The following is a 25,362-nucleotide window of genomic DNA, read 5'->3' as shown; positions in this document are numbered from 1 at the left end:
AATATGTATTTAAATCCTCAATGGCGAATACTCACCGTAGGCGATGGCGATTTATCGTTTTCGAACGCTATTTACACTCATCTATCGCCAAAAGCTTTGGTTGCATCCACTTACGATGACCAGACTACTATTGAGCAAAAATATCAGCACAATGCACTTAGCAACCTAAAAGCGCACAACGTTGAAGTGCTTAATAGTTTTGATGTAACAAATCCCGCATGTTGGCAAGCTCTAAGTGAAAGCCAGCACAGCTTTGACGTGGTTATTTTTCAGTTTCCGCTTATACCTGCGTTTGTTGGCCGTGAAGCGTTTGAAAACAACACCCGCCAAACCAGTATGAACGTGTTAAACCGCGCTTTACTACATCAATTTATTAAATACGCTAACGAATACGCGCTTGATAAAAATGGTCCAATGCTGTGTTACATCACTTCAAAGGATGTAAAACCTTATCGAGAATGGAATATAGAAGGGAGTTTAAATAACGGTTTAACCGCAGATTATTTAGGCCAAATCCCTTTTGATATTAGCAACTTTGAAGGTTATAAAATTCGTAATGTTGACCGCGATAAACACGTAAAAGACACAAGCGGCATAACTTACGTTTTCAGCCCAAAAAGTATTGATACACACGCTAGCGAATTAAGCTCACGTCTTATCAAGCCTGCATACTTAACATCTAACCATTGCCCTCTTTGCCGCGTTGGACCCTATATGGCAAGCGAGGACGAAATCAAACATCTAAACGCTAAAAAGCATCAGCAAATGCTGCACCTTGAAAGCGATTGGCAACAATGGCTAAATGAGTTTTATACCTAATTAATAGCCCTATTACAGTTGATTCAATTATACGTTTTCGTGTTTAATTAAATCAGCTGCTTTTTCAGCAATCGCAATTACCGGTGCATTTGTGTTGCCAGTAATAATGGTAGGCATAATGGACGCATCAACTACGCGTAAGTTGCTTACCCCGTGTACTCGTAAATTATTATCTACCACTGCCATTGAGTCTTGCCCCATTTTACATGTCCCTACTGGGTGATACTCGGTATCTGCCGTTTTGCGTATAAACTCAATTAACTGTTCATCATTATTTATATCAAGCGGATAGAGCATTTTACCGCGTATAGTATCAAAGGCTTTGCTTTGCATAATAGCGAGCGTTTTTTTAAGACCAGCAAGCATTATGGTTAAATCATCTGGATGGCTTAAATAATTAGGGTCTATAAGTGGAGCACTACGTGGGTTGCTGTCGGCTAATGTAATAGTTCCTCGGCTTTTGGGGCGCATAATACTGCTGTGTATACTGTAACCATGCCCAGCGTGTAATTTACGACTATGATCGTCCACCAGCCCTATTACAAACTCTAGTTGCACATCGGGCGCTGGCGAGTCTTCAAATAATTTTATAAACGCGTGCGACTCTGCAAAATTACTGGTTAATCGCCCTTCTCGTTTACTAAACCAATTACAGCAGCCTTTTATAATGCTTGCAATACCTAGCGGGCTTATACCGAATGTACCCTTGCTTGTTTTTGATTTATAAAGTGGCACTACCGTTAAGTGATCTTGTAAATTAGCACCAACACCTTCAAGTACGTGCTGAACCTTAATGTTATGTGCGCCTAACTGAGCTTTAGGGCCAATACCTGAAAGCATTAATACCTGCGGCGAATTAATAGCGCCAGCACTAAGTATTACCTCTTTTTTAGCACGTAAATTAATAACCTCTGTATTACGCTCTATTTGCACGCCTTGCGCTATCTTATTGGTTATGTTTATTTTATTAACGTGGCTATGGGTTAATACCGTTAAATTGGGGCGCTTTAAATACGGTGTTAAATATGCTTTTGCTACACTACAACGCTCGCCATTGTGCTGAGTTACCTGCGATAAACGTGCACCACTTTGCTCTTTGCCATTTATATCGTCGCTTAAATTAACGCCCTGCTCAACACTTGCATTTAAAAAATACTGGTTTACATCGCTTGGGTTATTTAGCTCTTGTACATGTAGCGGGCCTTTTGTTCCGTGCAGCTCATTATTTGTAAACGCTTTATTGTTCTCAGCTTTAATAAAGTACGGAAGTAAACTCTCAAAATCCCATCCCGTATTGCCATTAGCCGCCCATTGGTCGTAATCGTACTTATTACCTCTTATATAAACCATTGCATTAGTCGAGCTTGAACCACCCAGCACTTTGCCACGCGGCACAAATCCACAACGGTTATTAAGCGCTTTTTGTGGCACCGTATTGTAATGCCAGCTATTTATGCCATAAGGTACACTCGCGGCTATGCCTGCTGGCATTTGTACAAATGCGCTTTTATCGCTGCCGCCCGCTTCAATTAAGCACACATTTACATTTTTATCCTCAGACAAGCGCGATGCCATTACGCAGCCACCACTACCTGCGCCAATTATGATGTAATCATACTCTGTGCTCATACAACTTAACCGTTTACTTTTTATTTACACCACAATACATAAAACCTGCTAATTAATCGCTATTTATATTGCATAAACCCTCAGCTAAAAAACGACGTTAATTAAAACCTAAACACATTAAAAACTTAACCCTTAAAACAAACAGGCGAAAATTTAAAATGATACAATTCTCGCTCTTATATTTTCTAAGGAGTGGGCATGAACTTTGTTATTGTTGGCACCAATTTCATTAGCGACACATTGTTAGCTGCTGCAAATACTTTAAACGATTTTAATTTATATGGGGTGTGCTCGCGCGCAGTATCAAGCGGCGAAGCATTTTTAGCCAAACACCCACAAAATGCACAAGCAACTATTTTCACCTCAATCGAGCAAGTTTGCCAAGATCAAAATGTCGATGCTGTCTACATAGCTGCCCCTAACAGCTTACACAAAAAATATGCCGTTATGTGCCTAGAAGCGGGTAAACATATCCTTGGCGAAAAACCATCTGCAGCCAATTCTAAAGAACTTGCAAGCATTATAGCTACAGCAAAAAAACATCAGCGTCTTTACATGGAAGCCATGATGACCACTCACTTGCCTAACTTTGAACTGCTGCAACAGGCAATGGTAAAGATTGGCACACCACGTAAATATATTGGCCAATACAGTCAATATTCATCGCGTTACGATAAGTATAAAAATGGCGAACGCCCAAACACATTTTTACCCGAGTTTGCTAATGGTGCTTTAGTTGATTTAGGGATTTACCCACTGTATTTATTAATTGCACTTTGGGGGGCACCAAAAAGCGTAAGTGCAAGTGGCGTATTACTTGATACCGGTGTTGATGGTGCGGGGGATGTATTACTAAACTACTCAGATAAACAAGCCGTTATTAGCTACTCTAAAATATCGCAAGGCGACAACATAACCGAAATACAAGGTGAGCTTGGACGCATACGTATAGAAGCCGTATCGCAACTTAAAAAGATGGAGTTTATTGCTAATAATGGTGATATAGAGGTTATATCCCAGCCGTTTGATGAGCACTTTATGAAATACGAAGTTGAGCATTTTATGTCATTAGTGAAACAAAATATTCTTGAGTCACCCGTTAATACACATATTTTAGCCAGTAACGTAATGAGCGTTCTTGATGAAGCGCGCAAACAGCTTGGGGTTGTATATCCTAACGACTAATTAAATAAAATATGGGCGTTAACCAACGACAGTTAACGCCCAGAAGAAAGCTTAAATAGCTCTCGTACAACGACACATTTTATAAAACACATTTAAAAATAGCGATCCCCATCCATGGGCAATCAAATACTTCTACAGCAAACTTAGCACTAACAACCCAAATTCGGATTATTACCAATGTTTATTATTCAATAACCTTAAAACTAACCTAACACATAAAAACATTACCAATCAAGCTAGCCAATTGCATTATTTTAAACTAAATTGGTAATACAAGAATGCAACCATTGGTGTATAGTGGTTTTTAACCATAACATCGCGTTAGAATTTTGACATAATAGTGAATTTTGAGGTAACCTCTGGTATTAACAGTTGGTTTTGACTTTTAGGCCCCAGAGGCCATTATTCCTTAAGGTAATGAAGGTAAAGTATGGGTAATCGTCGCTTATTTTGGCGCATAGTTGATAAAATTGAGTCTTTAATAAATCAAGGCGAATTTTCTGCTGGGAGTCGTTTACCACCTGAACGTGAACTTGCAGAAATGTTTGATGTAAGTCGCCCTACCATTAGAGAAGCTATTATCGCATTAGAAGTACGTGGCCGAGTTGAAGTTAAAACCGGCTCTGGTGTTTACGTAGTAGAACAAAAAAATGCATCTATAAAATCAAAAGAGATCAGTGCATTTGAACTTACTCAAGCTCGCGCATTAATTGAAGGCGAAATTGCCGCTTTAGCTGCTCAAAGCATTACAGAAGAAGAACTAGAGCAACTAAATAAAACATTAATTGCCATGGAAAAAGGCCTTTATGTTGAGCAAGCCGACCGTGAGTTCCACGAAATTATAGCTAGAGCAACGCGCAATAAAGCACTTGAATTTGCAGTGTCTAACTTGTGGGATTTACGTTTAACAAACCCACAAATTGTTGCTGACTATGGCAGTGTGTGTAAAAACAATAACGAGTGCGTTATGGATGAACACACCGCTATTTATACAGCCCTAAAGTCGCATGATGCAAATGCAGCACGTACTGCAATGCACAAACATTTTAACCGCTTAATTAATGCTTTATTTGATGCCGTAGAATCGCGTGCACTTGAAGAAATTAAACGAAAAAATGATGAAAAACGAGGCCTCTACTCGCTTGATGGCTTAGTTAATAAAAGTGCTCACTAAGGCCTTTTAATCAAATTATTAAAGTTAGCAAACATCTGTTTGCTAACTTTACCTCTTACTTTATTTACCCACCCTATTTAATATACTTTTAATTGCGTTATTTTTGGTCGCAAACACTTACCTATAAATTTAAAAAAAGATACTATGCCGCCATTAATATTGGGCGAGTTTAGCTTTTATACTCCCTGCATTACGTAACTAATTGATAGAGTTACTCAACTCAAGGATTAAAATGCAAGCATCTTCAAAAAGTTATTTACTGGCTATAGTGTGTGTACTGCTTGCTATGATGACCATTCAAACGGGCGCGTCATTTGCAAAACAGCTTTTTCCTATTGTTGGCCCTGAAGGCACGACGGCCCTTAGGCTTGGTTTTTCTGCCTTTATACTTTGCTTAGTGTTTAAGCCTTGGAAACACTTACCCACGTCGGGTAATCGTATTTCTATAATTGTGTATGGTTTAAGTTTAGGTGGCATGAACATTTTGTTTTATTACGCCATTGAACGCATTCCACTAGGTATTGGTGTAGCGCTTGAATTTACAGGCCCGCTTTCTGTTGCCCTTTTTTCATCACGCCATAAACGTGACTTATTTTGGGTTGCCTGTGCTATTGCCGGTATTTTACTTCTGCTTCCTGATATGAGCGGCCAAGATAGCCTTGATCCGTTAGGTGTAGCGCTTGCGCTTGGTGCGGGTGCATGTTGGGCAGGTTATATATTATTTGGAAAAAAAACGGGCACACAAAACTCTGGTGGAGCCACTGTCGCATTGGGAATGACTGTTGCCGCTATAGTTTTAGTACCTTACGGCGGCATTATGCAAAGCGCCGCGTTTACATGGGAAATTATCCCACTGGGTATAGGTATCGCTATTTTATCAAGCGCACTGCCTTACACACTTGAAATGGTTGCGCTTCGCAACATGCCTTCACAAGGGTTTAGCGTAATGATGAGTTTAGAGCCTGCAATAGCCTCGCTCGCAGGGTTTATTATACTGAGTGAATTGCTTACTTTATGGCAATGGCTCGCTATTTTACTTGTGATTATTGCATCTGTTGGTAGCTCGTTTTCAAACGCAAAAAAACAGGCTACTTAATTAACTACCAAAGTCACCACGCACATGGTGACTTTATTGCGCTCTTTGCAGTGATTTTTAACTCACAGCCTTACTTTGCTTTTTAGTTGTAACCAAATAGCCAATCAACGAAATAAGCGGCATGCCCGTAGCGACCAGTGCAATACCAGTCCACCCGCCCGCTTCATATAATGGGCTGGCAATAAGCGAGCCTACTGCGCCACCTGCAAATATACTCGTCATGTAAATAGCGTTTAAACGCGCGCGGCTTTGTGGCTCTAGTGCGTACACTGCACGTTGACCCAATACCATATTGGCCTGCACAGCAAAATCAATAAACACACCGGTTAATGCCAATATTATAATACCGTAAGGTAACTCAAATAAGCTTGGTAAAAAGCACACTACTGCAATGAGTTTGGCAGATAACGATACCTGATGCGTATAACCTTTATCTGCCAAGCGACCAACAATGGGGGCAGCTACAGCACCTGCGGCGCCCACTAGTGCAAACAATGCTATTTCTGATTGCGATAAACCATACTCACGAGCAAGCACAACCGGTACGCTTGTCCAAAATAAACTGAACGATGCAAACATTAACGCTTGAAAAAGTGAACGTTGGCGTAGCACTGGCTGGCTTATCATTAACTGCTTAAGCGATTTTAATAACTTAAAATACGTTGTTTTATGAGTAGGTTGCCTGCTTGGAATAGCAAAATAAATTACTCCTGCAATAAACACCATACACCCTGCTGCAAAGTAAAATACAGCGCGCCAACCAAAGTGATCGGCTATTAGGCTCGATATAGGCCTTGCCAGCAAAATACCTAGCAAGAGACCCGCCATAATATTGCCAAGGACTTGTCCGCGTTTTTCGTCAGACGATAAATGCGCAGCAAGCGGAATAAGCACCTGAACAGACACCGAGCTTATACCTATCATCAAACACAAAATAAGCATTACATTGGGTGAATCAGCCAGTGCCGTACCCACTAAACTCAAAAACGACACAGCTAAAGTAATAAGCATTAAACGCTTATTTTCAATTAAGTCAGCTAACGGTACTAAAAAAAACAACCCCAAAGCGTAGCCTATTTGTGTAAGCGATACGATAAGACTAGCACTGCGTGAACTTAATCCAACTTCTGGGGCTAGTAACTCAATTATAGGTTGAGCGTAGTAAATATTGGCAACAATGAGGCCGCAACACAAAGCAATAATAGTAACGAGTGTATTGCTAAGTGGTTGCCCTGAAACGCCTGTTTGGGTCATGTGTGTCTCTACTTTATAAAAATAATAAAACCCAACCAGCAAACGCGGGTTGGGTTATAACCTCGTAATTTACTTATTTTATTGGTGATGGCTGCCCATGTGGGCTTGAACGTAAATATTGTTTAGGTGCAGTTACTGTAGCGCCAAGCTCTGCAGCTGCATGCCACGGCCAGTGCGGGTTATATAAAATACCACGCGCTAGTGCTACGCCATCGGCTTGCTGCTCACTAATAATATCTTCGGCTTGTTGCGCCTGTGTAATTAATCCCACCGCTATAACAGGCATATTCACAGCTTCTTTTATGGCTGTTGCAAACGGCACCTGAAAATTAGGCTTTACTGGTATTTGTTGCTCTGGGCTTAAACCCGCAGTACTTACATGAATAAAGTCACAGCCGAGTTCATCAAGCGCTTTACTAAGCACTATCGATTGCTCTAAATCCCAGCCGCCTTCAACCCAATCGGTTGCCGAGATACGCACACCCACTGCTTTTTCACTTGGGAACACCGCGCGTACTGCTTTAAATACCTCAAGCAATAAGCGCATTCTGTTTTCTAGGCTACCACCGTAGTTGTCATCACGCTTGTTTGAAAGTGGCGACAAAAATTGATGTAATAGGTAACCGTGCGCACCATGCAGCTCGATTAAATCAAGGCCGAGTTCATCTGCGCGTTTAGCTGCACTGACAAAGTCTTTAACTAGTGAATCTATGTCAGATTGGCTCATTGCCTTTGGTACTGGGCTGCTATCGTCGTACGCAATTGCAGAAGGGGCGAACGTTTGCCAGCCATTTACCTCATCAGGTGCAATGGCATCGCCACCGTCCCATGGTTTTTCAGTTGATGCTTTGCGCCCGGCATGCGCTAACTGAATACCAATAGGCATAGGGCTATATTGCCTTACTACTTTTAGGCTTTTGCCTAGTGCTTGCTGGGTTTCGTTATTCCAAAGTCCTAAATCGCCATAGCTAATACGCCCAACTGGGTTTACTGCTGTTGCTTCTAAAATAAGTAACCCGGCACCACTTAAACTCAATTGGCCTAAATGAATAGTGTGCCAATCGCTAGCAGCGCCATTGTTTGCTGAATATTGGCACATGGGTGCAATAATAATACGGTTATCTAGTGTTACTTGCCCAAGTGATAAAGGTGAAAATAGTTGGCTCATTGTTAATCCTTAAAAACACGCACAAAAAAGTGCGGACAAAATAAAAAAGAGAATGCGAAGCGGCAATCAAGCACGCTCACTCAATAACTTAAACTGTCACTAATAATGGCGACTTAACACTTTTAATGGGGATAAAAATATACTTTAATAGTGCTTATAAAAGCATAACTAATGACATTATAAACTATTAATTTTAATGTAATAATTTGTTTAACGAGCACGTCATAAAGCCATTTTTAAAAAATGAATGACTATTTACCCTTAAACAAAAGTAAAATTTTCAACCTAACCGTACCTAATATCACTAAGCTATTGCTTGCATTGCCTATTAACTAAATAAAAACCCCACAAACAAACTATATTTATTCTATAAAAGTGAATTAAAATTCAATTTAAATATTCCCAGCTACTTCACTCCCTGATAAACTGCTTAACTTAATTTACTAATGTAAAACATTTGAACCGGGGATCATTTTTTATGTTTAAACCAAGCTTGTTAACCTTGGCTATTTCGAGCGCTGTTTCTAGCGTATTTTTATTGCCTAATGCCGCACTTGCTCAAGAAGAAGTTGCAGCTAAAAACAAATCACTCGAAGTAATCGAAGTTACAGCAACAAGGCGCAGCGGCTCTGTGCAAAATGCACCGTTAAATATTACAGCCCTTGATGCAGATATTATGAAAGATCAAAATATCAATGAGCTTGCGGATGTAGCGCGCTGGGTACCTGGTTTAACAATTACCGATCAAGGTGGCCGCTCAGGCTCGCCTATTATTGTTCGTGGTTTAAATACAAACTCATCTGGTCCATCATCAGATGGCGGCACTGTATCTACTTACATTAACGAAATTCCGGTTTCGGTTGATATGCGCTTGGTAGATATTGAGCGCGTTGAAGTATTAATTGGGCCACAAGGCACGCTTTATGGTGCAGGCACATTAGGCGGCGCAATTCGCTACATGCTTAAACAACCTGAGCTTGATTTTACATCGCTTGAAGTTTACGGCGATCTGTTTCAAACAAAAGAAAGTGACTCTTTAGGTGGCGAAGGCGGTTTTATATTTAACCTGCCACTTATTGAAGACAAGCTTGCAGTACGCGCCAGCTTAAACGTATATGAAGACCCTGGTTTTATCGATTACGGTTACGTAGTGCGCGAGCCTGGCGTATCGTTACCAGATCCTGATTGGAGCGACAGCTCAGCAGTTAACAACAATCTTAAAAATGTAAAAGATGCCAACGGCGAAACCACCACAACAGGTCGTATTTCTGTTCGCTTTAAACCAAATGAATCGTTTGAAGGTACGCTTAACTACTTTTACCAAAACCAAGATAGCGAAGGCCGCTCGATTGTTCATTACAACAGTCTTAATGCAAACAACGGTTTAAGCGATGTAATAGGTAAATACGAATCGGCTTATCGCTTTGAAGAGCCGCGCGAGAAAGAAGATCAATTACTAAGCCTCGAACTAAAAGCCGACCTAGGTTTTGCAGAGCTAGTATCGGCAACCGGTATTTCGAGCTTTGATGCCGACGGCCAACGCGACCAAACAGATTTACTTATTCGTCTTGATTACGGCTATGAAGAATTCCCTTCGTTTTCAACGTTTACCCGTGAAATTGACGAAGAAGATACCTTCACTCAAGAGCTGCGTTTAGTGTCGCAAAGCAACAGCGACTTTAACTGGATTGTGGGTGGCTTTTACAACAAAACAGAAACCGAAGCGTCAAGCAGAGAGTTTACTCCTGGGTTTGACCAATTCGCTGTTGATAACTTTGGTGGCGAGCAGCTAAGACCTGACTCATTAGAGTACTTAGAGCTTACAAAAAGTACCGTAACTGAGTCTGCACTATTTGGCGAAGTTGGCTACCAAGTTACCGACAAATTAGATGTGACCATTGGTGCCCGTTTTTATAAGTACGATATAGAGTCGCAAGCGGCTTTTGACTTCCCACTAGCAAATACATTGTATGGTGGCGCGGGTCCTGACGACATCACCGTTGCATACGAAAAAGACGAAGCAGCCGATAACGGTAACTTATTTAAATTTAATGCTAAATACCAGTTTACTGACTCTGTAATGGGCTATGTAACAGTAAGCGAAGGTTTCAGAATTGGCGGTTCAAACGGTTTAGTGTCTTGCCCAGATCCAATTGTTGAGGATCAACAAACAGGTTGTGGTAAACCTGACGAATTATTATATGAAGCCGACACCACAACAAACTACGAGCTAGGCTTTAAAAGTACATGGTTTAGAAGCCAGCTACACTTTAACGCCGCGTTATTTAACGTAGATTGGGATGATGCACAAATTACAGGCGCTACAGATATAGGTCAATTAACGTACCTTTCAAACGCAGGCAGCGCGAATGCAAAAGGGGTAGAAATTTCAACCCGTGCCATTTTATCTGACTCGTTTTCAGTATACGCAACCTACGCTTACACAAAAGCAGAGCTAACATCAGACGCACCATTTTTGTTTAATGCCGATGGTACCGATGGCGCAGAAGATGGCGACCGTTTACCAGGCTCACCTGAAAATCAATTTTCGATGGGTGTAAACTATCAAACAGACGTGTTTAACGACAAAACGCTTGATATTAACTACGGTTTAACTGCGCAAAGCGACGTGCTTTCAAGAGTAGGTCTTCGTGATAATGGCGAAACACTACCAGGTTACAGCTTAAGTAATATATCAGCTAAATTAACAGCTGATGCATGGTCAACTACCCTATATGTTGATAATCTATTCAACAAATACGCGGTTACATCCGTTCGTCGTTCAAATGCCGATATAACATCAGCAAATGGTGCCGACATACAACGTAACTACGGCCATTACATTAATCGCCCGCTTACGGTAGGTGTTAAATTTAACTACAAATTTGAAATATAATTTATAGTAATTTTTAAACAATGTTTTAAGGCTCAAATTTATTTGAGCCTTTTTATTTTCTTTTACAAAATAATAATTACCAAACCATGCAGCCAAATTTAAAGCAACTTCATCAAAGCGCAATACACTCCCTAAACCAAGGTAAAATAGAGCAAGCACACAAAGCCCTAGTGGAGTTAGTTACACTCAAACCAGACTTTGCTGATGGGTACTTTTTGCTGGCAATGGTTAATTTAACTGTTGGGCAAATACACAAAGCAATAAAGCTCATCGAAAAAGCCCTCACACTTGGCCAAAGTATTGAATACACCGCGCAACTTGCTAAATGTTACGCACTTACTGGCGAATTACAAAAAGCAAAAAATACTGCCCTATCGGTGCCATTAAAACAAATAACTAAAGCCCTTGATGCCGACACACTTGGCGTTGCACTTACTCAAGCAGGCATTCACGAACACGCACTTAACTACTTTGAGCGCGCTATTACACTGGCTACAGCAGCTAATAATGCTCAACCACCGTTTTATTATAACTACGGTGTAAGCGCTAAGTTTTTAGGACTATTTGATAAAGCCCAACACGCTTTTGAAAATGCCATAGCGCTTAACCCGCTGCATCATCAAAGTCATTTTGCATTAAGTGATTTAACTAAAGTAAGTAAGCAAAACAACCATATTGAGCGCTTAAAAAACGTATTTGAGCAAGTAACGCACTCCGATGCAAAACTGCATATTGGCCATGCTTTAGCAAAAGAGTATCAAGATATTGGTGAATATTCAGAGGCTTTTAACGCGCTGGAGCAAGGTAAAGTAGCAAAACGTGCTGTGCAGCCGTTTGACCATAAAAGCTCAACTGAATTATTTGAACATATTAAACGCTTAAGTGAACAACACACACAAGCGCTAACACAAGGTAACCCAACGGCCGAACCTATTTTTGTATTAGGCATGCCCCGCTCTGGCACCACATTGGTTGAGCGTATTTTATCGAGCCACAGCGACGTGCAATCAGCCGGTGAATTACAAGACTTTGGCCTAAGTGTTAAAAAGCTGAGCCAAACACAAACACCCCATGTGCTCGACACTCAAACGCTCAGTAAAGCCTACGAGCTTGATTTTAATCAGCTTGGGTCAACCTATTTAAACGCAACACGCGTAATAACAGGCAGCCATAAACACTTTATTGATAAGCTCCCGTTTAACTTTTTTTATATCGACTTAATAACCAAAGCACTGCCAAACGCTAAAATCATTTGTATGCTGCGCGATCCAATGGACACCTGTATTGGCAACTATCGCCAATTATTTACCATTAATAACCCCTACTACGCGTACTCGCTCGACCTACTCGACACCGCTAAATTTTACAGCCGTTTTTACAACCTAATGCAGCACTTCAGCATGCTACACAGCAATATAAAATTAGTAAAATACGAAGAATTAGTCGCACAGCCCGAGCAACAAATTAAAGAGTTAGTCAGCTTTTGTAACTTAGATTGGCAGGAGCAATGTATAGATTTTCACTTAAACACCGCACCAGTTTCTACTGCAAGTAAAATGCAAGTACGCCAACCACTTAATAATAAAGCAATTGGCCGTTGGAAGGCGTTTAAGCCCCATACTGATAAAGCAGTTAAGTACCTTTTAAAGCAAGATATTAGTGTTCAATAGACGTTTTTACTTTGGACGGAAGGTGAATCCAAATAAACAGCTTTGTGTATGTATAAGTCGGATAAGCGAAGCGCCATCCGACATAGTAAAATACCCTACCGATTATTATCAATATTTTATGTTGTGTGGCTGGGAAGTGTAATAAGCAGACTTTGAAGGCGTGTTGGGTGGCGGCTTAGGCTTAACTAACCTAGCTTTTGACGTTGATCGGGTAAGTGGCGGAGCCACAATATCCGACAAAATGACAAATTTACTAGAAGTAACCCGACTTACCGTACTTTTATTTAGCAACCCATTTACTGACGACTGATTGACTCTCCCTCATTACTTTAGTTGCTTCTGATTTGGTTACAACGAATTAAGTTGCAGGCTTTAATTTCGTCATTTTTAACCAAAGTTGTAGCTTATTAGCAAACCATTTTTTCTTAATAGGTGGCCAAAAACCTTACATTGGTTAACAAATTGGTAGTGCAATATGTCTTTTATTTGTAATAACTTGGTTTAATGTTTTACCTATTAAAGATACAATGCACTCATATTATTTTAACTCAATTATTTAATCAGGAAGCCTGATAATGCTCAACTTCTCAAGAAAACTATATTTAGGGTTTTCATTTATTCTAATTTTGCTTATGTCTGTTAGCATAACAAGTTACGTTACTCTGACTTCAACATCAAAAGGGTTTGATGATTATAGATCTTTGGCGCAAGTTAACGACATTGTAGATCAGGTACAAGCAAGTATGCTGATGCTACGTATGAACTTAAAAGACTTCATTATTACCTCTGGTACAAAAGACAGACAAGAATTTGAATCTTATTTACAGGAAACTAAGCAATACATTACTAAAGCCAGTAGCCTTATTACAAACCCAGAACGCATAAAAAAAGTTCAGAAGCTAAGTTCGCTACTGAATCAATACGATAGTGCTTTTGATGACGTTGTTATACTCAAAAAAGAACAAAATGAGTTAATTAATAACGTACTGAACATAAAAGGAGCATTAATAGAAAGAAATTTGTCAAACATTCTGATCTCAGCAAAAAATGATGATGATATGTTAGCAGCTTATAATGCTTCTCTAGTAACACGAAATTTATTATTAGCGCGTTTGTATGTAATGAAGTTTTTAACCTCTAATACAAAAAATGATGCAGACCGTGTTGCGCAAGAGTTTACTAACATGGATGTAACGCTAAAAGTTCTAAACGATGAATTACAAGACTCAAAGCGCCAAGCACTACTTAAAAGTGTAATTAAAAACAGTGCTATATATAAACAAGCTTTTAATGACGTAGTAAAGGTAGTAAACAACAGAAACACTTTAGTTAACAGCACACTAAACCGTATTGGGCCTGAAATTGCTGACACAACTGAAGAGCTTAAATTATTAATAGAAGATAGTCAGAGTACATTAGGCTCAAATCTACAAAAAAATAATTCAACAGCAACAATAATGGTTGAGGTCATCGCCTTTTTTGCTCTTTTATTTGGCATTATTATTGCGGTATTTATTACACGTTCAACACTAAGTAATTTAGGTGGCGACCCTTCTGATGTAACTAATATTGTAAGACATGTATCCCAAGGCGATCTAACGATAGAGCTACAGAATAACAACGAGTTAGATACCAGCCTATACGCAGCAGTTCGCGAGATGGTTAGTAGTTTACAAAATAAAGCCACGTTAGCGCGTAAAATTGCTGATGGTGATCTCTCTGCAGAAGTTATATTAACGTCCGATAAAGATATACTCGGACAAGCGTTGCAAGACATGGTTAAAAATCTACACTCTATACTTGCTGACATCCAAGGTGCCGGAAATCAAATTGCTACGGGAAGCTCTCAAGTGTCTAGTTTTAGCCACGCACTTGCCGATGGTGCTAACCAACAAAAAGGTAACTTACAAACCATTGCTGCTGCTTTAGAGCAATTATCAGTACAAACAAGTGAAAATGCGGCTAGTGCCAAAGAAGCAAGCGAATATTCGAACATAGCCCAAACAGCAGTGACTGAAGGTCAACAACACATGCAAGAAATGGTTATTGCTATGAATGAGATTAAAGTCGCGGGAGAAAATATTGCAACACTTCTTCAAACTATCGATGAAATTGCAGAACAAACCAACTTACTAGCACTTAATGCTGCAATAGAAGCAGCTAGAGCAGGCGAGCAAGGTCGAGGCTTCGCGGTTGTAGCTGACGAAGTAAGAGGGCTTGCATCAAGAAGTACAAACGCAGCTGCAGAGACCGCAAAGTTAATTCAGCTGTCTTCGTCTAAAACTGACAGCGGCACAGCCATTGCTGAAAGCACATCTGAAGCACTTCAAGATATTTTCAAAAGAATCAATGATACAACTGAATTAGTGAATAGAATTGCGTTAGCTACAGGCGAACAAGCACATGCTGTAGACGAAGTTTCTCGTTCCATCACATCAGTAGGCGATGTTGTTGAACAAAATGCAGCAGGCTCACTTCAAGGTGCTGCGGCGGCAGAAGAGCTAAGTAACGAGGCTGCCACAATGAAAGAAACATTAAAGTATTTCACTTTAAAAAACAGCTAAAAATAAACCTCAACGGCAAGCTAATTAAAAAATATACATTAAAAACCACACTAATTTATTGGTTATACTTTAGTGTGGTTTTTTAATTCAATTTAACTATTAGTTTTGATGCTTAATTGACCATGACGAAACTAGGCAGCCACTTTAATTATACAAGCCAAACTGTGCGCCAAATTCAAGGTCGAAGTGCACCCCCTCTACTAAACTACAAGTTCAGGAGGTGGGCCGATTACTAAATCGTTCTCATAGCACAATTAGCCGAGAGTAAAAGCGTAATAAATATCATTATTACGTATCAACTTATTACCCTCATCCAGCTCAAATGTATGGGAAGTCCAGTATTACGAAGTAAGGTTAAAGGAAAGAGTTAAGCTTAAGTCTGTTGAAGCTTGGGAGACGAAACTAGACAGCCACTTTAATTATACAAGCTAAACTGTTTCATAAAATTTATCTTTAGGTTAAAAATTTACCTTTCCTACTGAATTACTTTCATTAACCCTATTAAACCTAAATCACACGCATAAAAATGGCTGCATGATGCAGTTGTGATTTATTACTGAATAGTTTTACTGAGTAGCTTAAGCTTTATGCAAGTAGCTTTTCGCAGTTACTGATATTTGCTCGCCGCTTTCTGTTTAAATTTTCACAATAACTTACTTGTGAGCTTGGCCTGCCAACTGCGCCATGAAATACGCGCGTAAATTGCGTGGTGAGTTTTAACCAGTTTTCTGGGGAGATATTCACTCTTTCGAGTAAGGGTGAGTGCGAACTTTCAATATAACCACGTTTATCTTCTCGTATACAACGTCCTGTTAATTCAACAAGTTCAAGGTACGATTTAAGCTCAAACGGCAGCCCTTTTGGCATTGTTTGACGTGGCATGCCTGCAAAGCGAAGGAGCTGTTTTGGTTGTTTGCCTTCTTTTGCATATGTTAGACGTTGTTGGACACTGGTATGGTCTGACTCCTCTGGGGTGTTAGCCATTTTCGCTCTAATGGGGTTTAAATCTACATAGGCCATGCAGGCCGCAAGGGCTGCTTCATCTAATAATACTTGAGACGTAAAGCGCCCCTCCCAAAAGCGGCCTGTGCAGTTATCTTCTTTATTTGCTCTGCGCGCAATGTCTTCATTTAATAGCCGCATAAACCAACTGATACTTGATAAGCGCTCTCGGTATTGTTTAACTGTTTGGTTAAAAAAGATGAGTTCAACTTTACTTAGCTTTTCACCTTGTACATATTTTTGCGTTAGCAATGTACCTTTACAGAGTTTATGCCAGCGAATAATAATCGCTTTATCATTTAGCCTATTCGCTTTCTTATCATCAACATACAATACTAAATGGGTGTGATTACTCATTACAGCATAAGCACACACATCAATACAAAATACCTTGGCTAATTCAAGCAGTTTATCTTCAACCCACCCTCTGCGATGCTCGTAAGACTTGCCTGTAAAACAGTCTTCGCCACATAAAAATGCACGACGAACACAACGTGAAATACAATGGTAATATTTTGTATCAACCAAACTTATTTGTCGTTTTCTTGCGATGGCCATAAGATACCCTGCTTGTTTTTTGCACTAAATAAAGCGTAGTACTTTGAGCGTAAAAGTGCAAAATTTTGAGTGGGTGTCTTTTCTATTTGCGCCAACGACTAAGCATTAACGGATGAATATCTAGCGCCTCGGCAACGTCCTTTGACATGACATCGTCTTGTAAGCTTAGTTCGACTGCTTTGATTTTGAAATTAACGGGGTAAAACCATGTCTTTCTAGGTTGGGTATATCTAGGCATTTTAGCCTCCTCAAAGTGATGAGGAGGTGTCCACTAAAACGGGTGAGGAACATTGTCCTGCTTGAGTGACTTGTATGGATAATAACCCATAAATTAATTATTATTCTAACCTAGTTCGGGTAATGTGAGGCCCAAGCTTTGGCTGCAACCAAAGCCTTTTATACAGTAGTTCGATTGAGCGTAGGCTCCTCTATTGAGAGACCGGTAACAAGTTAGAACGCTGTATAAACTCCAAGCATTAAACTCGGATAGTCAAAGGGGCCTCGAGCCCAAATAGCAAGGCAGAGTCAGCTTATTATGAATACAAAAAATAATCAAAATGAAATTAATGTCGGTGTCGATACAGGTAAAACACAACTCGATATTTATATCAGGCCTTTAGACATTTACTTTACTGTAGAAAACAATCAAAGTGGCATTAAACACGCCATTCAAATCTTAAGAAAACACCCAGTAACACGCGTTATTATTGAGGCAACTGGACGTCTTGAACAGCCTTTTATTATAGCCTGCGCTGAGGCAAATATTCCCTTCGTTATTGCTAATCCCGTGAACATAAAACGCTTCGCAGGCGCTATCGGCCAAAAAGCAAAAACGGATAAACTTGATGCACAACTTATTGCCCACTTTGGTGAAGCGATTAAACCGCCTTTATCATCTTTAAAGCCATAGCAAATGCGCTTGATGAGCGATTTATTATCGAGAAGACGCCAGTTAATGGATATGCAAACGATGGAGAAAAATCGCTCTCAAATAATGCCAAAAACACTATCGTCACTCATAAAACCTATCTTAACTGCACTGAAAAACCAAATAGATAAAGTCGATTTAAAACTTCAAAAACTATTGAGGAATGTGACGAATACAAAGCAAAAAATGCCATTATCCAAAGTGTGCCTGGTGTTGGCAATGTGGTCGCATTTAACTTGCTTAGTGATATGCCTGAGTTAGGTTATGTGAACAACAAAGAGGCCGCTTCTTTAGTGGGTGTAGCCCCATTTAATCGTGAAAGTGGCGTGTATCAAGGTAAGCGAATGATACGTGGCGGCCGACCTAAAATTAGAACCGCAATGTATATGGCAATGATGTCAGCCATTCAGTGCAACTCTAAATTTAAAGACCTTTATCAACGCATGGTTAAAGCAGGAAAGCCTAAAAAAGTAGCCATTATTGCGTGTATACGAAAGCTGGTAGTGATCATAAATTCTATGGTGAGGGATGGTGTCATGTGGGATCCTAAAATGGTTTAAAATTAGGAATTGACACCATAGTCACTTTGTTATGTGAATTAGCCACATGCTAATTTTGTTTGTTGTTTACAAGCCTTTTCAGCTTGCTCAGTAGACTCACCACCCATACAAAAATCTAATCTTAATGTTCTCTTTTCTGAGGCAGTTTCTGAAACTGTTGTTGCAGGAACCCATTTCCATTTTTTTAACATTTTTCGAGAATATTTACCAAGATGTTTTTTAGGCAGTGAATTGATAACCTCAACATTTTCGGTTTTCCCAGAGTCTGATATATTAAAGGACAAAACAGCGCAGCCTCTTACCCCTGAGCGAGCCAGCTCGATTGGATACTTGGGCGTATTTTGATTTGCTCGCTCCCAAATAAAATCACTAGTAGGATCTACATCTGTAACCTGTATGTCGGCATAAATGGTCTTATTTTTAGCTATAGCGCTAGCGCTAAGAACAGCAAAAAGAACTGGGATTAATATCGAAATCTTCATATACACTCCTTTGTTAGAATATTCACATAACATCTTTATCAGAGGACACTTTCCCTATTTTAGCGCGAAAACATCCTTATTTTGTGAACTTATATTAATAGCAAATAGTGTAAGTTATTGCCAGGTGTAAATATTATTCTTCCTGTAGCTTATCTTTGTGTGTAAAAAATAGGAAAGTCTCCTCTCTTTCTTACTAAGTTAATGATGACTCACCTGAATAAATATATCTCGCTCAAAGCCAACTTATAGATACATGCAATTTGCAGATACTCAATACTTTAAAAGCCTTTGCTATATTACCAAGCTGAAGGGTAACTCCAACAGCATACTATTTTGCGATTATAAGAGCTTGTTATTCTGTTTTTAAAACCATACCTTTCGATTGGGCAAATATTACTAGCGCAAATACTATTTCGGTTATCCCGCCAATAAAGGCGCCGATTACAAAATTGGCATTTAATACAATACACAACATGCCAAAAAACATAAGCAAAGCACCTAAAATCCAGTATACTTTCATGCCATATAATGTATTGAAAACTAAATAGCGAACACCAATTATCATCAACATTATTGAATAAAACCATTCAGCTTGAAGTTTTGCTACGTAAAACGCTAAAAACAAACCAACAAATAAAATAATAGTGCTTTCTAAGGCCAATTTACCTAATGGATTTTTAGGGTCATGATTGCCAGTGCGTTTAAGCGCTTTTGAAAGTAGCATGGCTAAAGGATGTATAAACATACCACCAAAAAACAAAGTAAGCATACTCGATTGATTTGAATGCAGTAATGCGACAAAGCCAGCTATACACCAAACCAAGCCAGACACTAATACACCGGTTCCACCACCGAAGTATGCGAGGTTCATATTTTGTTGCGCATCTTCAAACTTCATAAAAATCCTTAATTTTAGAAATACCCCTAATTTAATATCGCATCGTTATTAATTACAAATCGTTACTCGAATACACACTTAAAATAGGGAACTTATAATCGGCAAACGATACGTGACCGATTGTGTTTCGTTGCCCTTAAAACCGAGTTTAAATTCCATTGGCATAAATCGGCTGCCGTCAGCAAAAAGTGCAAGTAAGTGCTCCTCACCTAATTCTCGAGTACCAGACGATAAGTTAGTAAGTGTTATAACAGCCCAGCGTTCGCCCTCTTCATTGCTCATTAATACATAATTAACGATTTTAAAATCCCCTTTTTTAGGGGTTATGTTGCTATCGTTTGCAAACGATAAGTGAATACTGCTGGGTATGGCACGGTCAACATTTAATACATTATTAAGAGTGTTTGAGGTGTTGGCAGCAACTGCCGATGAAAACACGATAAAAATCAAAACTAAGGCTTTAAACACAGTGCAACTTCCCTTCATTAAATTGTGTTATTAAAAGAAATCGTTGAAAATTTATACTCTCAGTTTTTACCTATTATGTAAACGCCCAATAATCATAATTTAACGTATATTTTGAATAAGCGCACATTCAGTGAGACTACTGTAAGTTTTATACCTTGAAAGGCTCGCGTAATTATAAGGTTTTCAAACAGGAGTAAACTACATGCCAACCACACCTACAAGTACCCAAGCGTTTAGTAATGCACAATCGGCTTTATTAAACCCTGAGCACAGCATTCAAGTAAGAGGCGCACGTGTTCATAACTTAAAAGCTGTGGATGTAGATCTCCCCCGTAATTCACTTGTTGTTTTTACCGGCATATCAGGCTCTGGAAAATCGTCGCTTGCATTTGGAACGATGTTTGCTGAGTCGCAGCACCGCTATCTTGATTCGGTATCGCCATACGCCCGTAGGTTAGTAGATCAAGTTGATGAGCCCGATGTTGATTCTATTGAAGGGCTACCGCCTGCCGTTGCTTTGCAGCAGCAACGTGGCGCACCGTCGATTCGCTCATCAGTTGGTAGCATAACAACTATTTCTAATGCGCTGCGAATGCTTTACTCACGCGCAGGCGAATACCCCAAAGGGCAAGGCATACTTTACGCCGATGCGTTTTCACCTAATACGCCACAAGGCGCTTGCCCAGAGTGCCATGGTATTGGCCGTGTATTTAACGTAACCGAAGAGCTGCTAGTACCCGATCCTACTAAATCAATTAAAGAACGCGCAATAGCCGCGTGGCCTCCGGCATGGCAAGGTAAAAACCTAAGCCGTATTCTTACCTCTTTAGGCCACGATATTAATAAACCGTGGAATACCCTGCCAAAAAAACCCGTGATTGGATTTTATTTACCGACGAGACACCTACAGTGCCTGTATTTCCTGAGTACACACTTGAGCAAACACAAGCAGCTATTAAAAATGAAGAAAGCCCTAGCTACATGGGTACATTTGCAAGTGCTAAACGGTTTGTTTTACAATCGTTTGCGAGCACTCAAAGCCCACGTACTAAAAAGCGCGTGTCGCAGTATATGCAAATATCACAATGCCCGCAGTGCGAAGGTAAAAAGCTTAAAAAAGAGTCTCTATCGGTTAAAGTAGCAGGCCTTGATATAGGCGAAATTTCGCAATTAACGCTCAATGAGCTGGCAGATAAATTAAGGTTTTCAGCTAGTAACCCCGCTAAAAGTAACGCTGCAAATCCCGAGAAAACCATAGTCGCAAAGCGTATAGCCAGCGACATCCTTAAGCGCGTAGAAGCACTTACCAAACTTGGCTTAGGGTATTTATCGCTTGAACGCACCACTCCTTCTTTATCGCCTGGTGAATTACAACGCTTGAGGCTTGCAACGCAAATTCGCTCTAAATTATTTGGGGTGGTTTACGTCTTAGATGAACCATCAGCAGGTTTACACCCAGCAGATACACAAGCATTATTAGCCGCGTTAGATGAGCTAATAGCCGCTGGTAACTCAGTGTTTGTGGTTGAGCACGACGTAAGTGTTATTCGCCACGCCGATTGGGTGGTTGACGTAGGCCCAAATGCGGGCACTCACGGCGGTAATATTGTTTATAGCGGCCCTGTTGAAGGTTTGCAAAAAGTGACCAGCTCGCACACTAGCCAATACCTTTTTAAAAATGATGAAAAGCTTTTAAAACAAAGTAACAAGCGACAACGCAGCGCAAAAGCATGGTTAAAACTTACCGGTATTAAGCGTAATAATTTAAAAAAACTCGATGTAGAATTTCCGCTAGGCGTTATTACAAGCGTTACAGGCGTGTCTGGCTCTGGTAAATCGAGTTTAGTCAGCCAAGCTTTAGTTGAGCTTGTTTACGATGCACTTGACCAAAAATCGCAGCTGCAAATACCTACAGATGAAGCCGAGCTACTCGAGCAAGAACTCGAAACACCAACCCAAGGTAAAATTACCGAGGGCCTTGAGCACATAAAGCGCCTAATAACAGTTGATCAAAAAGCTATTGGCCGCACACCTCGCTCTAACCTTGCAACTTATACGGGGTTATTCGATCATGTTCGTAAATTGTTTTCGAGCACTTCTGAGGCTAAAGCACGTAAGTACGATGCAGGTCGTTTTTCGTTTAATGTTAAAAAGGGTCGCTGCGAAAACTGCGAAGGTGTTGGTTTTGTAAGCGTAGAGCTTTTATTTTTACCTAGTGTGTATTCGCCTTGCCCTGTGTGTAACGGCAAACGCTATAATGAAAAAACACTGGAGGTTACTTACAAAGATAAAACCATTGCCGATGTGCTTAATTTAACAGTTGAGTCGGCGCATACATTTTTTGCCGATGAACCCGCTATTTTACGTGCGCTAAATGCATTACTACAAGTAGGCCTTGGCTATTTACGTTTAGGCCAACCTGCTACTGAGCTTTCGGGCGGTGAAGCCCAGCGCATTAAACTTGCCACAGAATTACAGCGCACACAACGCGGCGATACACTCTATATTTTAGATGAACCAACCACAGGCCTGCATCCTAAAGATGTGGCCATGCTAATGGCGCAATTAAATGGGCTCGTTGATGCCGGCAACACCGTTATTATGGTTGAGCACGATATGCAAGTAGCCAGTAATAGTGATTGGGTTATTGATATTGGCCCAGGAGCCGGCGACGAAGGCGGGTTAATTGTAGCGCAAGGTAAACCTAGAGATGTAGCTCAATCTAAAATAAGCCGAACAGCTCCTTTTTTAAATGGCGCAACTTAGCTAGCGCTCTATAAAGAAAAGTAATGTAAACACAAGTGAAACTTAAAGAGACAGCCTATTTTACTAAGCATAAGCTCTAAGTAACCAAGTAATAAAAGCGAATTGCACTAAATCATTAGTTTAAATTTAGTGTGATTCGCTTTAATGCAGTTTAACTATTAGTTTTGATGCTCATATTGACCACGGTAAATTTCAAATACTTTTAAAACAATATGTTGCTCTTTAGTCAGGTTATCAAACCAATCATCAAACAGCTCATCATCTTCTTGTTCGCTTAATGCCATATACCGTGCTAATAACTCTACAATATCATTGTGATTGCAGGTTAAAGGGTTTACTTGTTGCGCCAAGGCACTGTGGTCGCGCTCTCTTAGGGTTTCCATTACCCCTTGATCTATTTGTTCTTGTTGTTGTATTGCGTTACTCATACATTACCTCTGTAATAGCTCTATAACCATACTTGCTAACATTATTAACTCTTAAATATAGTTATAACAGCCTAAACAACAATAGCCAGTATTTTTAATTCAAGTGCTTATTTTTTGATTTATTTGAACAAATAGCCAGCAATTACGGCCTTTTTGGGGAATATTTAAATAATTTGCAATGAGAGAATAAATACGTCAAATATTCATCCAGATTATCATATGGTTGCTTTTCACGGTACCGCTGCCGATTCTTACTTTATTGTTGTCTCAACCATTAAAATAAGCCACACAGTAAAAATAGACGGTAATATATATCCGTATGTACCTATTGACGAGTCAAGTAACTCATATCCATTTTATACAGGCAAACAAAAAACTATAGCTAAAGATGGCAGCGTTGGGCAGTTTAATCGTCGTTTTAAAGGTTTATCGACAGTTAAAAAGGAAAAGGTATGAAAGTATTAAGTTCTTTAAAAAGTGCAAAGCAACACCCGCGGTGTCAAATTGTAAAACGCAAAGGCCGCGTATTTGTAATCTGTAAAAACAACCCACGTTTTAAAGCAATACAAGGAATGAAAAAGAAATAAGTTAAGCGGTGGAGCTCAATACATAATTAGGTAGCTTGTTGAAGCTACCTAATTTAGAGGGGATTATTTTACCACTACTGAAAACTCTGGCACTGCCTGAATTACTTTTTTTACCGTACAGGTATTAACGGCGGCAATAAGCGCCTTTTTATATTTATCAGGAAAACCGTCTGGTAGGTTAATCTCAATTGAAAATAACTTCTTACCATTGTCGTCTACGTTTTCATTATTTTGAGTAAGCGTCATACCTTGCGTTGAAATATCACGCTGCTCACAAAATTTACGTGCATAAAAACCTGCACACAAAACCATACTTACTAAAAAATAATCAAACGGTTCTGGGTGCTCTGCATTACCACCGGCGCTAACACTCTGATCGCTTATTACTTCTAGGTCGCCAAATTTAGCGCTTTGCTTTTGGCCTTCTAACATTGAAACTGAAATTTCCATTGTGTTTCCTTATATTTATTACCGCAGATACTTTTCACGCAATTAGCTTAAAAGTAGCTACTAAAGATACATGTAGTTTAGGTTTATGAGCCGAACAATAATTCAAAAAAACCTGGAGGCTCATGTAACTCATGATATTTTTTACGTAAATTATCTATATTTTTTAACGGTTCTTTTGCCGCACTTAACCCCTGCTCGTTCGCTGCTTTTTTAGCAAGTTCAGCTTGGGCAATCACTTTATCAAGGCCTTGTAACGACTGTTCAGCTTTTTTGTAGAACTTCGCGGTTTTACTTACTTTTATCAGCTTTATAAATTCATCAATCGCAGTATTAAATTCACTAAGTTGAGTTGCCTGCACTGCTTGTTTATACGCAAGGCCCGTATTCTTCATATTTATTTCAAGATCGACTTCCTGCTGTGCAAAAGACATTGAACTAAACAACAATGTAAAAATAATAACTAAATACTTCATGGTCAAACCTATTAATTAAAAACAGCTAAATTGTACCAAGTTTACGCGCTAAAGTAACTTAAGGAGCAATTGAGGCCATCAAAACTGTAAAGGGGGTTTACACCATCAAAGCTTTTTGGACTTTAATGATGAAAAATATTCAAACTTCGATTTTTTTGAGAGTAAAGCCTTACATTAATATCTTTTTAAAACGGAATTTACATACACAATACTTACAACTATGTATATATAACACTCAACATCTGCTTTCTATATTAATTAGAATAATCCTAAGTATTTTTAACTAAAAAATAATTGCTAAAAAAAC

At 39.6% G+C, this 25,362-nt stretch carries 18 protein-coding genes and 4 pseudogenes; 11 read left to right on the top strand and 11 right to left on the bottom strand.

From position 1 onward, the window contains the following. Nucleotides 1–3 precede the first annotated feature (3 nt). A complete protein-coding gene (locus V6260_RS03005) occupies nt 4–819 on the top strand; it encodes a class I SAM-dependent methyltransferase (protein WP_341592612.1) in 816 nt (271 codons plus the stop codon). 27 nt (nt 820–846) lie between these two features. Here the strand turns inward: V6260_RS03005 and V6260_RS03000 are convergent, their stop codons facing one another. Next, entirely contained in the window at nt 847–2,448 is a 1,602-nt protein-coding gene (locus V6260_RS03000) for a GMC family oxidoreductase (RefSeq protein ID WP_341592611.1), read from the bottom strand. Between the two features lie 198 nt (nt 2,449–2,646). Between V6260_RS03000 and V6260_RS02995 the strand changes: the two genes are divergently transcribed. The 3 genes from V6260_RS02995 (at nt 2,647) to V6260_RS02985 (ending at nt 5,903) form a co-directional block, all read left to right on the top strand. After that, complete coding sequence (locus V6260_RS02995; RefSeq protein WP_341592610.1) at nt 2,647–3,633, top strand: Gfo/Idh/MocA family oxidoreductase; 987 nt, start codon at nt 2,647–2,649, stop codon at nt 3,631–3,633. Nucleotides 3,634–4,063: 430 nt separating this feature from the next. After that, nucleotides 4,064–4,807, top strand: coding sequence for a FadR/GntR family transcriptional regulator (locus tag V6260_RS02990; RefSeq protein ID WP_024591884.1), 744 nt, complete (start codon nt 4,064–4,066; stop codon nt 4,805–4,807). A 232-nt stretch (nt 4,808–5,039) separates the two neighbouring features. Continuing rightward, complete coding sequence (locus V6260_RS02985) at nt 5,040–5,903, top strand: DMT family transporter (RefSeq protein WP_341592609.1); 864 nt, start codon at nt 5,040–5,042, stop codon at nt 5,901–5,903. A 57-nt stretch (nt 5,904–5,960) separates the two neighbouring features. Here the strand turns inward: V6260_RS02985 and V6260_RS02980 are convergent, their stop codons facing one another. Together V6260_RS02980 and V6260_RS02975 are read right to left on the bottom strand one after the other, a co-directional pair. Beyond that, nucleotides 5,961–7,157: an MFS transporter gene (locus tag V6260_RS02980; RefSeq protein WP_341592608.1), complete on the bottom strand. Its 1,197-nt coding sequence runs from the start codon at nt 7,155–7,157 to the stop codon at nt 5,961–5,963. A gap of 73 nt (nt 7,158–7,230) precedes the next feature. Beyond that, nucleotides 7,231–8,325 (bottom strand): NADH:flavin oxidoreductase/NADH oxidase, encoded by a 1,095-nt coding sequence (locus V6260_RS02975; protein ID WP_341592607.1) that lies wholly within the window; start codon nt 8,323–8,325, stop codon nt 7,231–7,233. A gap of 478 nt (nt 8,326–8,803) precedes the next feature. Between V6260_RS02975 and V6260_RS02970 the strand changes: the two genes are divergently transcribed. The 3 genes from V6260_RS02970 to V6260_RS02960 all read left to right on the top strand — a co-directional run bounded on the left by V6260_RS02970 (nt 8,804) and on the right by V6260_RS02960 (nt 15,455). Then, the gene (locus V6260_RS02970; RefSeq protein WP_341592606.1) at nt 8,804–11,221 is read left to right on the top strand and encodes a TonB-dependent receptor; all 2,418 of its coding nucleotides are present in this window, start codon (nt 8,804–8,806) and stop codon (nt 11,219–11,221) included. A gap of 86 nt (nt 11,222–11,307) precedes the next feature. Next, complete coding sequence (locus V6260_RS02965; RefSeq protein ID WP_341592605.1) at nt 11,308–12,891, top strand: tetratricopeptide repeat-containing sulfotransferase family protein; 1,584 nt, start codon at nt 11,308–11,310, stop codon at nt 12,889–12,891. Between the two features lie 632 nt (nt 12,892–13,523). Continuing rightward, the gene (locus tag V6260_RS02960; protein WP_341592604.1) at nt 13,524–15,455 is read left to right on the top strand and encodes a methyl-accepting chemotaxis protein; all 1,932 of its coding nucleotides are present in this window, start codon (nt 13,524–13,526) and stop codon (nt 15,453–15,455) included. Nucleotides 15,456–16,040: 585 nt separating this feature from the next. On the opposite strand, the gene V6260_RS02955 is transcribed toward V6260_RS02960, so the two are convergent. Further along, nucleotides 16,041–17,015: a transposase gene (locus V6260_RS02955; protein WP_341592603.1), complete on the bottom strand. Its 975-nt coding sequence runs from the start codon at nt 17,013–17,015 to the stop codon at nt 16,041–16,043. 85 nt (nt 17,016–17,100) lie between these two features. Beyond that, nucleotides 17,101–17,253, bottom strand: a pseudogene (locus V6260_RS02950) (transposase); the annotation flags it as partial. A gap of 297 nt (nt 17,254–17,550) precedes the next feature. On the opposite strand from V6260_RS02950, the pseudogene V6260_RS02945 reads away from it, so the two are divergent. Further along, a pseudogene (locus V6260_RS02945) lies at nt 17,551–18,503 on the top strand (IS110 family transposase). Nucleotides 18,504–18,541: 38 nt separating this feature from the next. On the opposite strand, the gene V6260_RS02940 reads toward V6260_RS02945, so the two are convergent. From V6260_RS02940 to V6260_RS02930, 3 genes and pseudogenes are all read right to left on the bottom strand, one after another. Continuing rightward, nucleotides 18,542–18,985 carry an energy transducer TonB gene (locus tag V6260_RS02940; protein WP_341592602.1) on the bottom strand — a complete coding sequence of 148 codons (444 nt, stop codon included), beginning with the start codon at nt 18,983–18,985 and terminating at the stop codon, nt 18,542–18,544. Nucleotides 18,986–19,337: 352 nt separating this feature from the next. Beyond that, complete coding sequence (locus V6260_RS02935; protein ID WP_341592601.1) at nt 19,338–19,883, bottom strand: DUF7010 family protein; 546 nt, start codon at nt 19,881–19,883, stop codon at nt 19,338–19,340. Between the two features lie 52 nt (nt 19,884–19,935). Beyond that, nucleotides 19,936–20,351, bottom strand: a pseudogene (locus V6260_RS02930) (hypothetical protein). Between the two features lie 202 nt (nt 20,352–20,553). Between V6260_RS02930 and uvrA the strand changes: the two are divergent. Then, a pseudogene (uvrA, locus tag V6260_RS02925) lies at nt 20,554–23,117 on the top strand (excinuclease ABC subunit UvrA). Nucleotides 23,118–23,275: 158 nt separating this feature from the next. Here uvrA and V6260_RS02920 read toward each other — a convergent pair. Beyond that, entirely contained in the window at nt 23,276–23,545 is a 270-nt protein-coding gene (locus V6260_RS02920; RefSeq protein WP_341592600.1) for a hypothetical protein, read from the bottom strand. 186 nt (nt 23,546–23,731) lie between these two features. Here V6260_RS02920 and V6260_RS02915 point away from each other — a divergent pair, with 186 nt between their 5' ends. Beyond that, complete coding sequence (locus V6260_RS02915) at nt 23,732–24,001, top strand: type B 50S ribosomal protein L31 (RefSeq protein WP_341592826.1); 270 nt, start codon at nt 23,732–23,734, stop codon at nt 23,999–24,001. Then, nucleotides 23,998–24,132 (top strand): type B 50S ribosomal protein L36, encoded by a 135-nt coding sequence (gene ykgO / locus V6260_RS02910; protein WP_341592599.1) that lies wholly within the window; start codon nt 23,998–24,000, stop codon nt 24,130–24,132. The genes V6260_RS02915 and ykgO overlap by 4 nt, the downstream gene beginning before the upstream one ends. A gap of 63 nt (nt 24,133–24,195) precedes the next feature. On the opposite strand, the gene V6260_RS02905 is transcribed toward ykgO, so the two are convergent. Next, nucleotides 24,196–24,582, bottom strand: coding sequence for an OsmC family protein (locus V6260_RS02905; protein WP_341592598.1), 387 nt, complete (start codon nt 24,580–24,582; stop codon nt 24,196–24,198). Nucleotides 24,583–24,665: 83 nt separating this feature from the next. Then, nucleotides 24,666–25,055 carry a cytochrome b562 gene (locus tag V6260_RS02900; RefSeq protein ID WP_341592597.1) on the bottom strand — a complete coding sequence of 130 codons (390 nt, stop codon included), beginning with the start codon at nt 25,053–25,055 and terminating at the stop codon, nt 24,666–24,668. Nucleotides 25,056–25,362: the final 307 nt, after the last annotated feature.

The sequence above is a fragment of the Pseudoalteromonas aliena genome (assembly GCF_038155085.1).
GTDB classification, from domain to species: Bacteria; Pseudomonadota; Gammaproteobacteria; order Enterobacterales; family Alteromonadaceae; genus Pseudoalteromonas; species Pseudoalteromonas aliena_A.
Note: the sequence above shows the minus strand (reverse complement) of the source record. Positions and strands in the feature narration are given on the sequence as shown.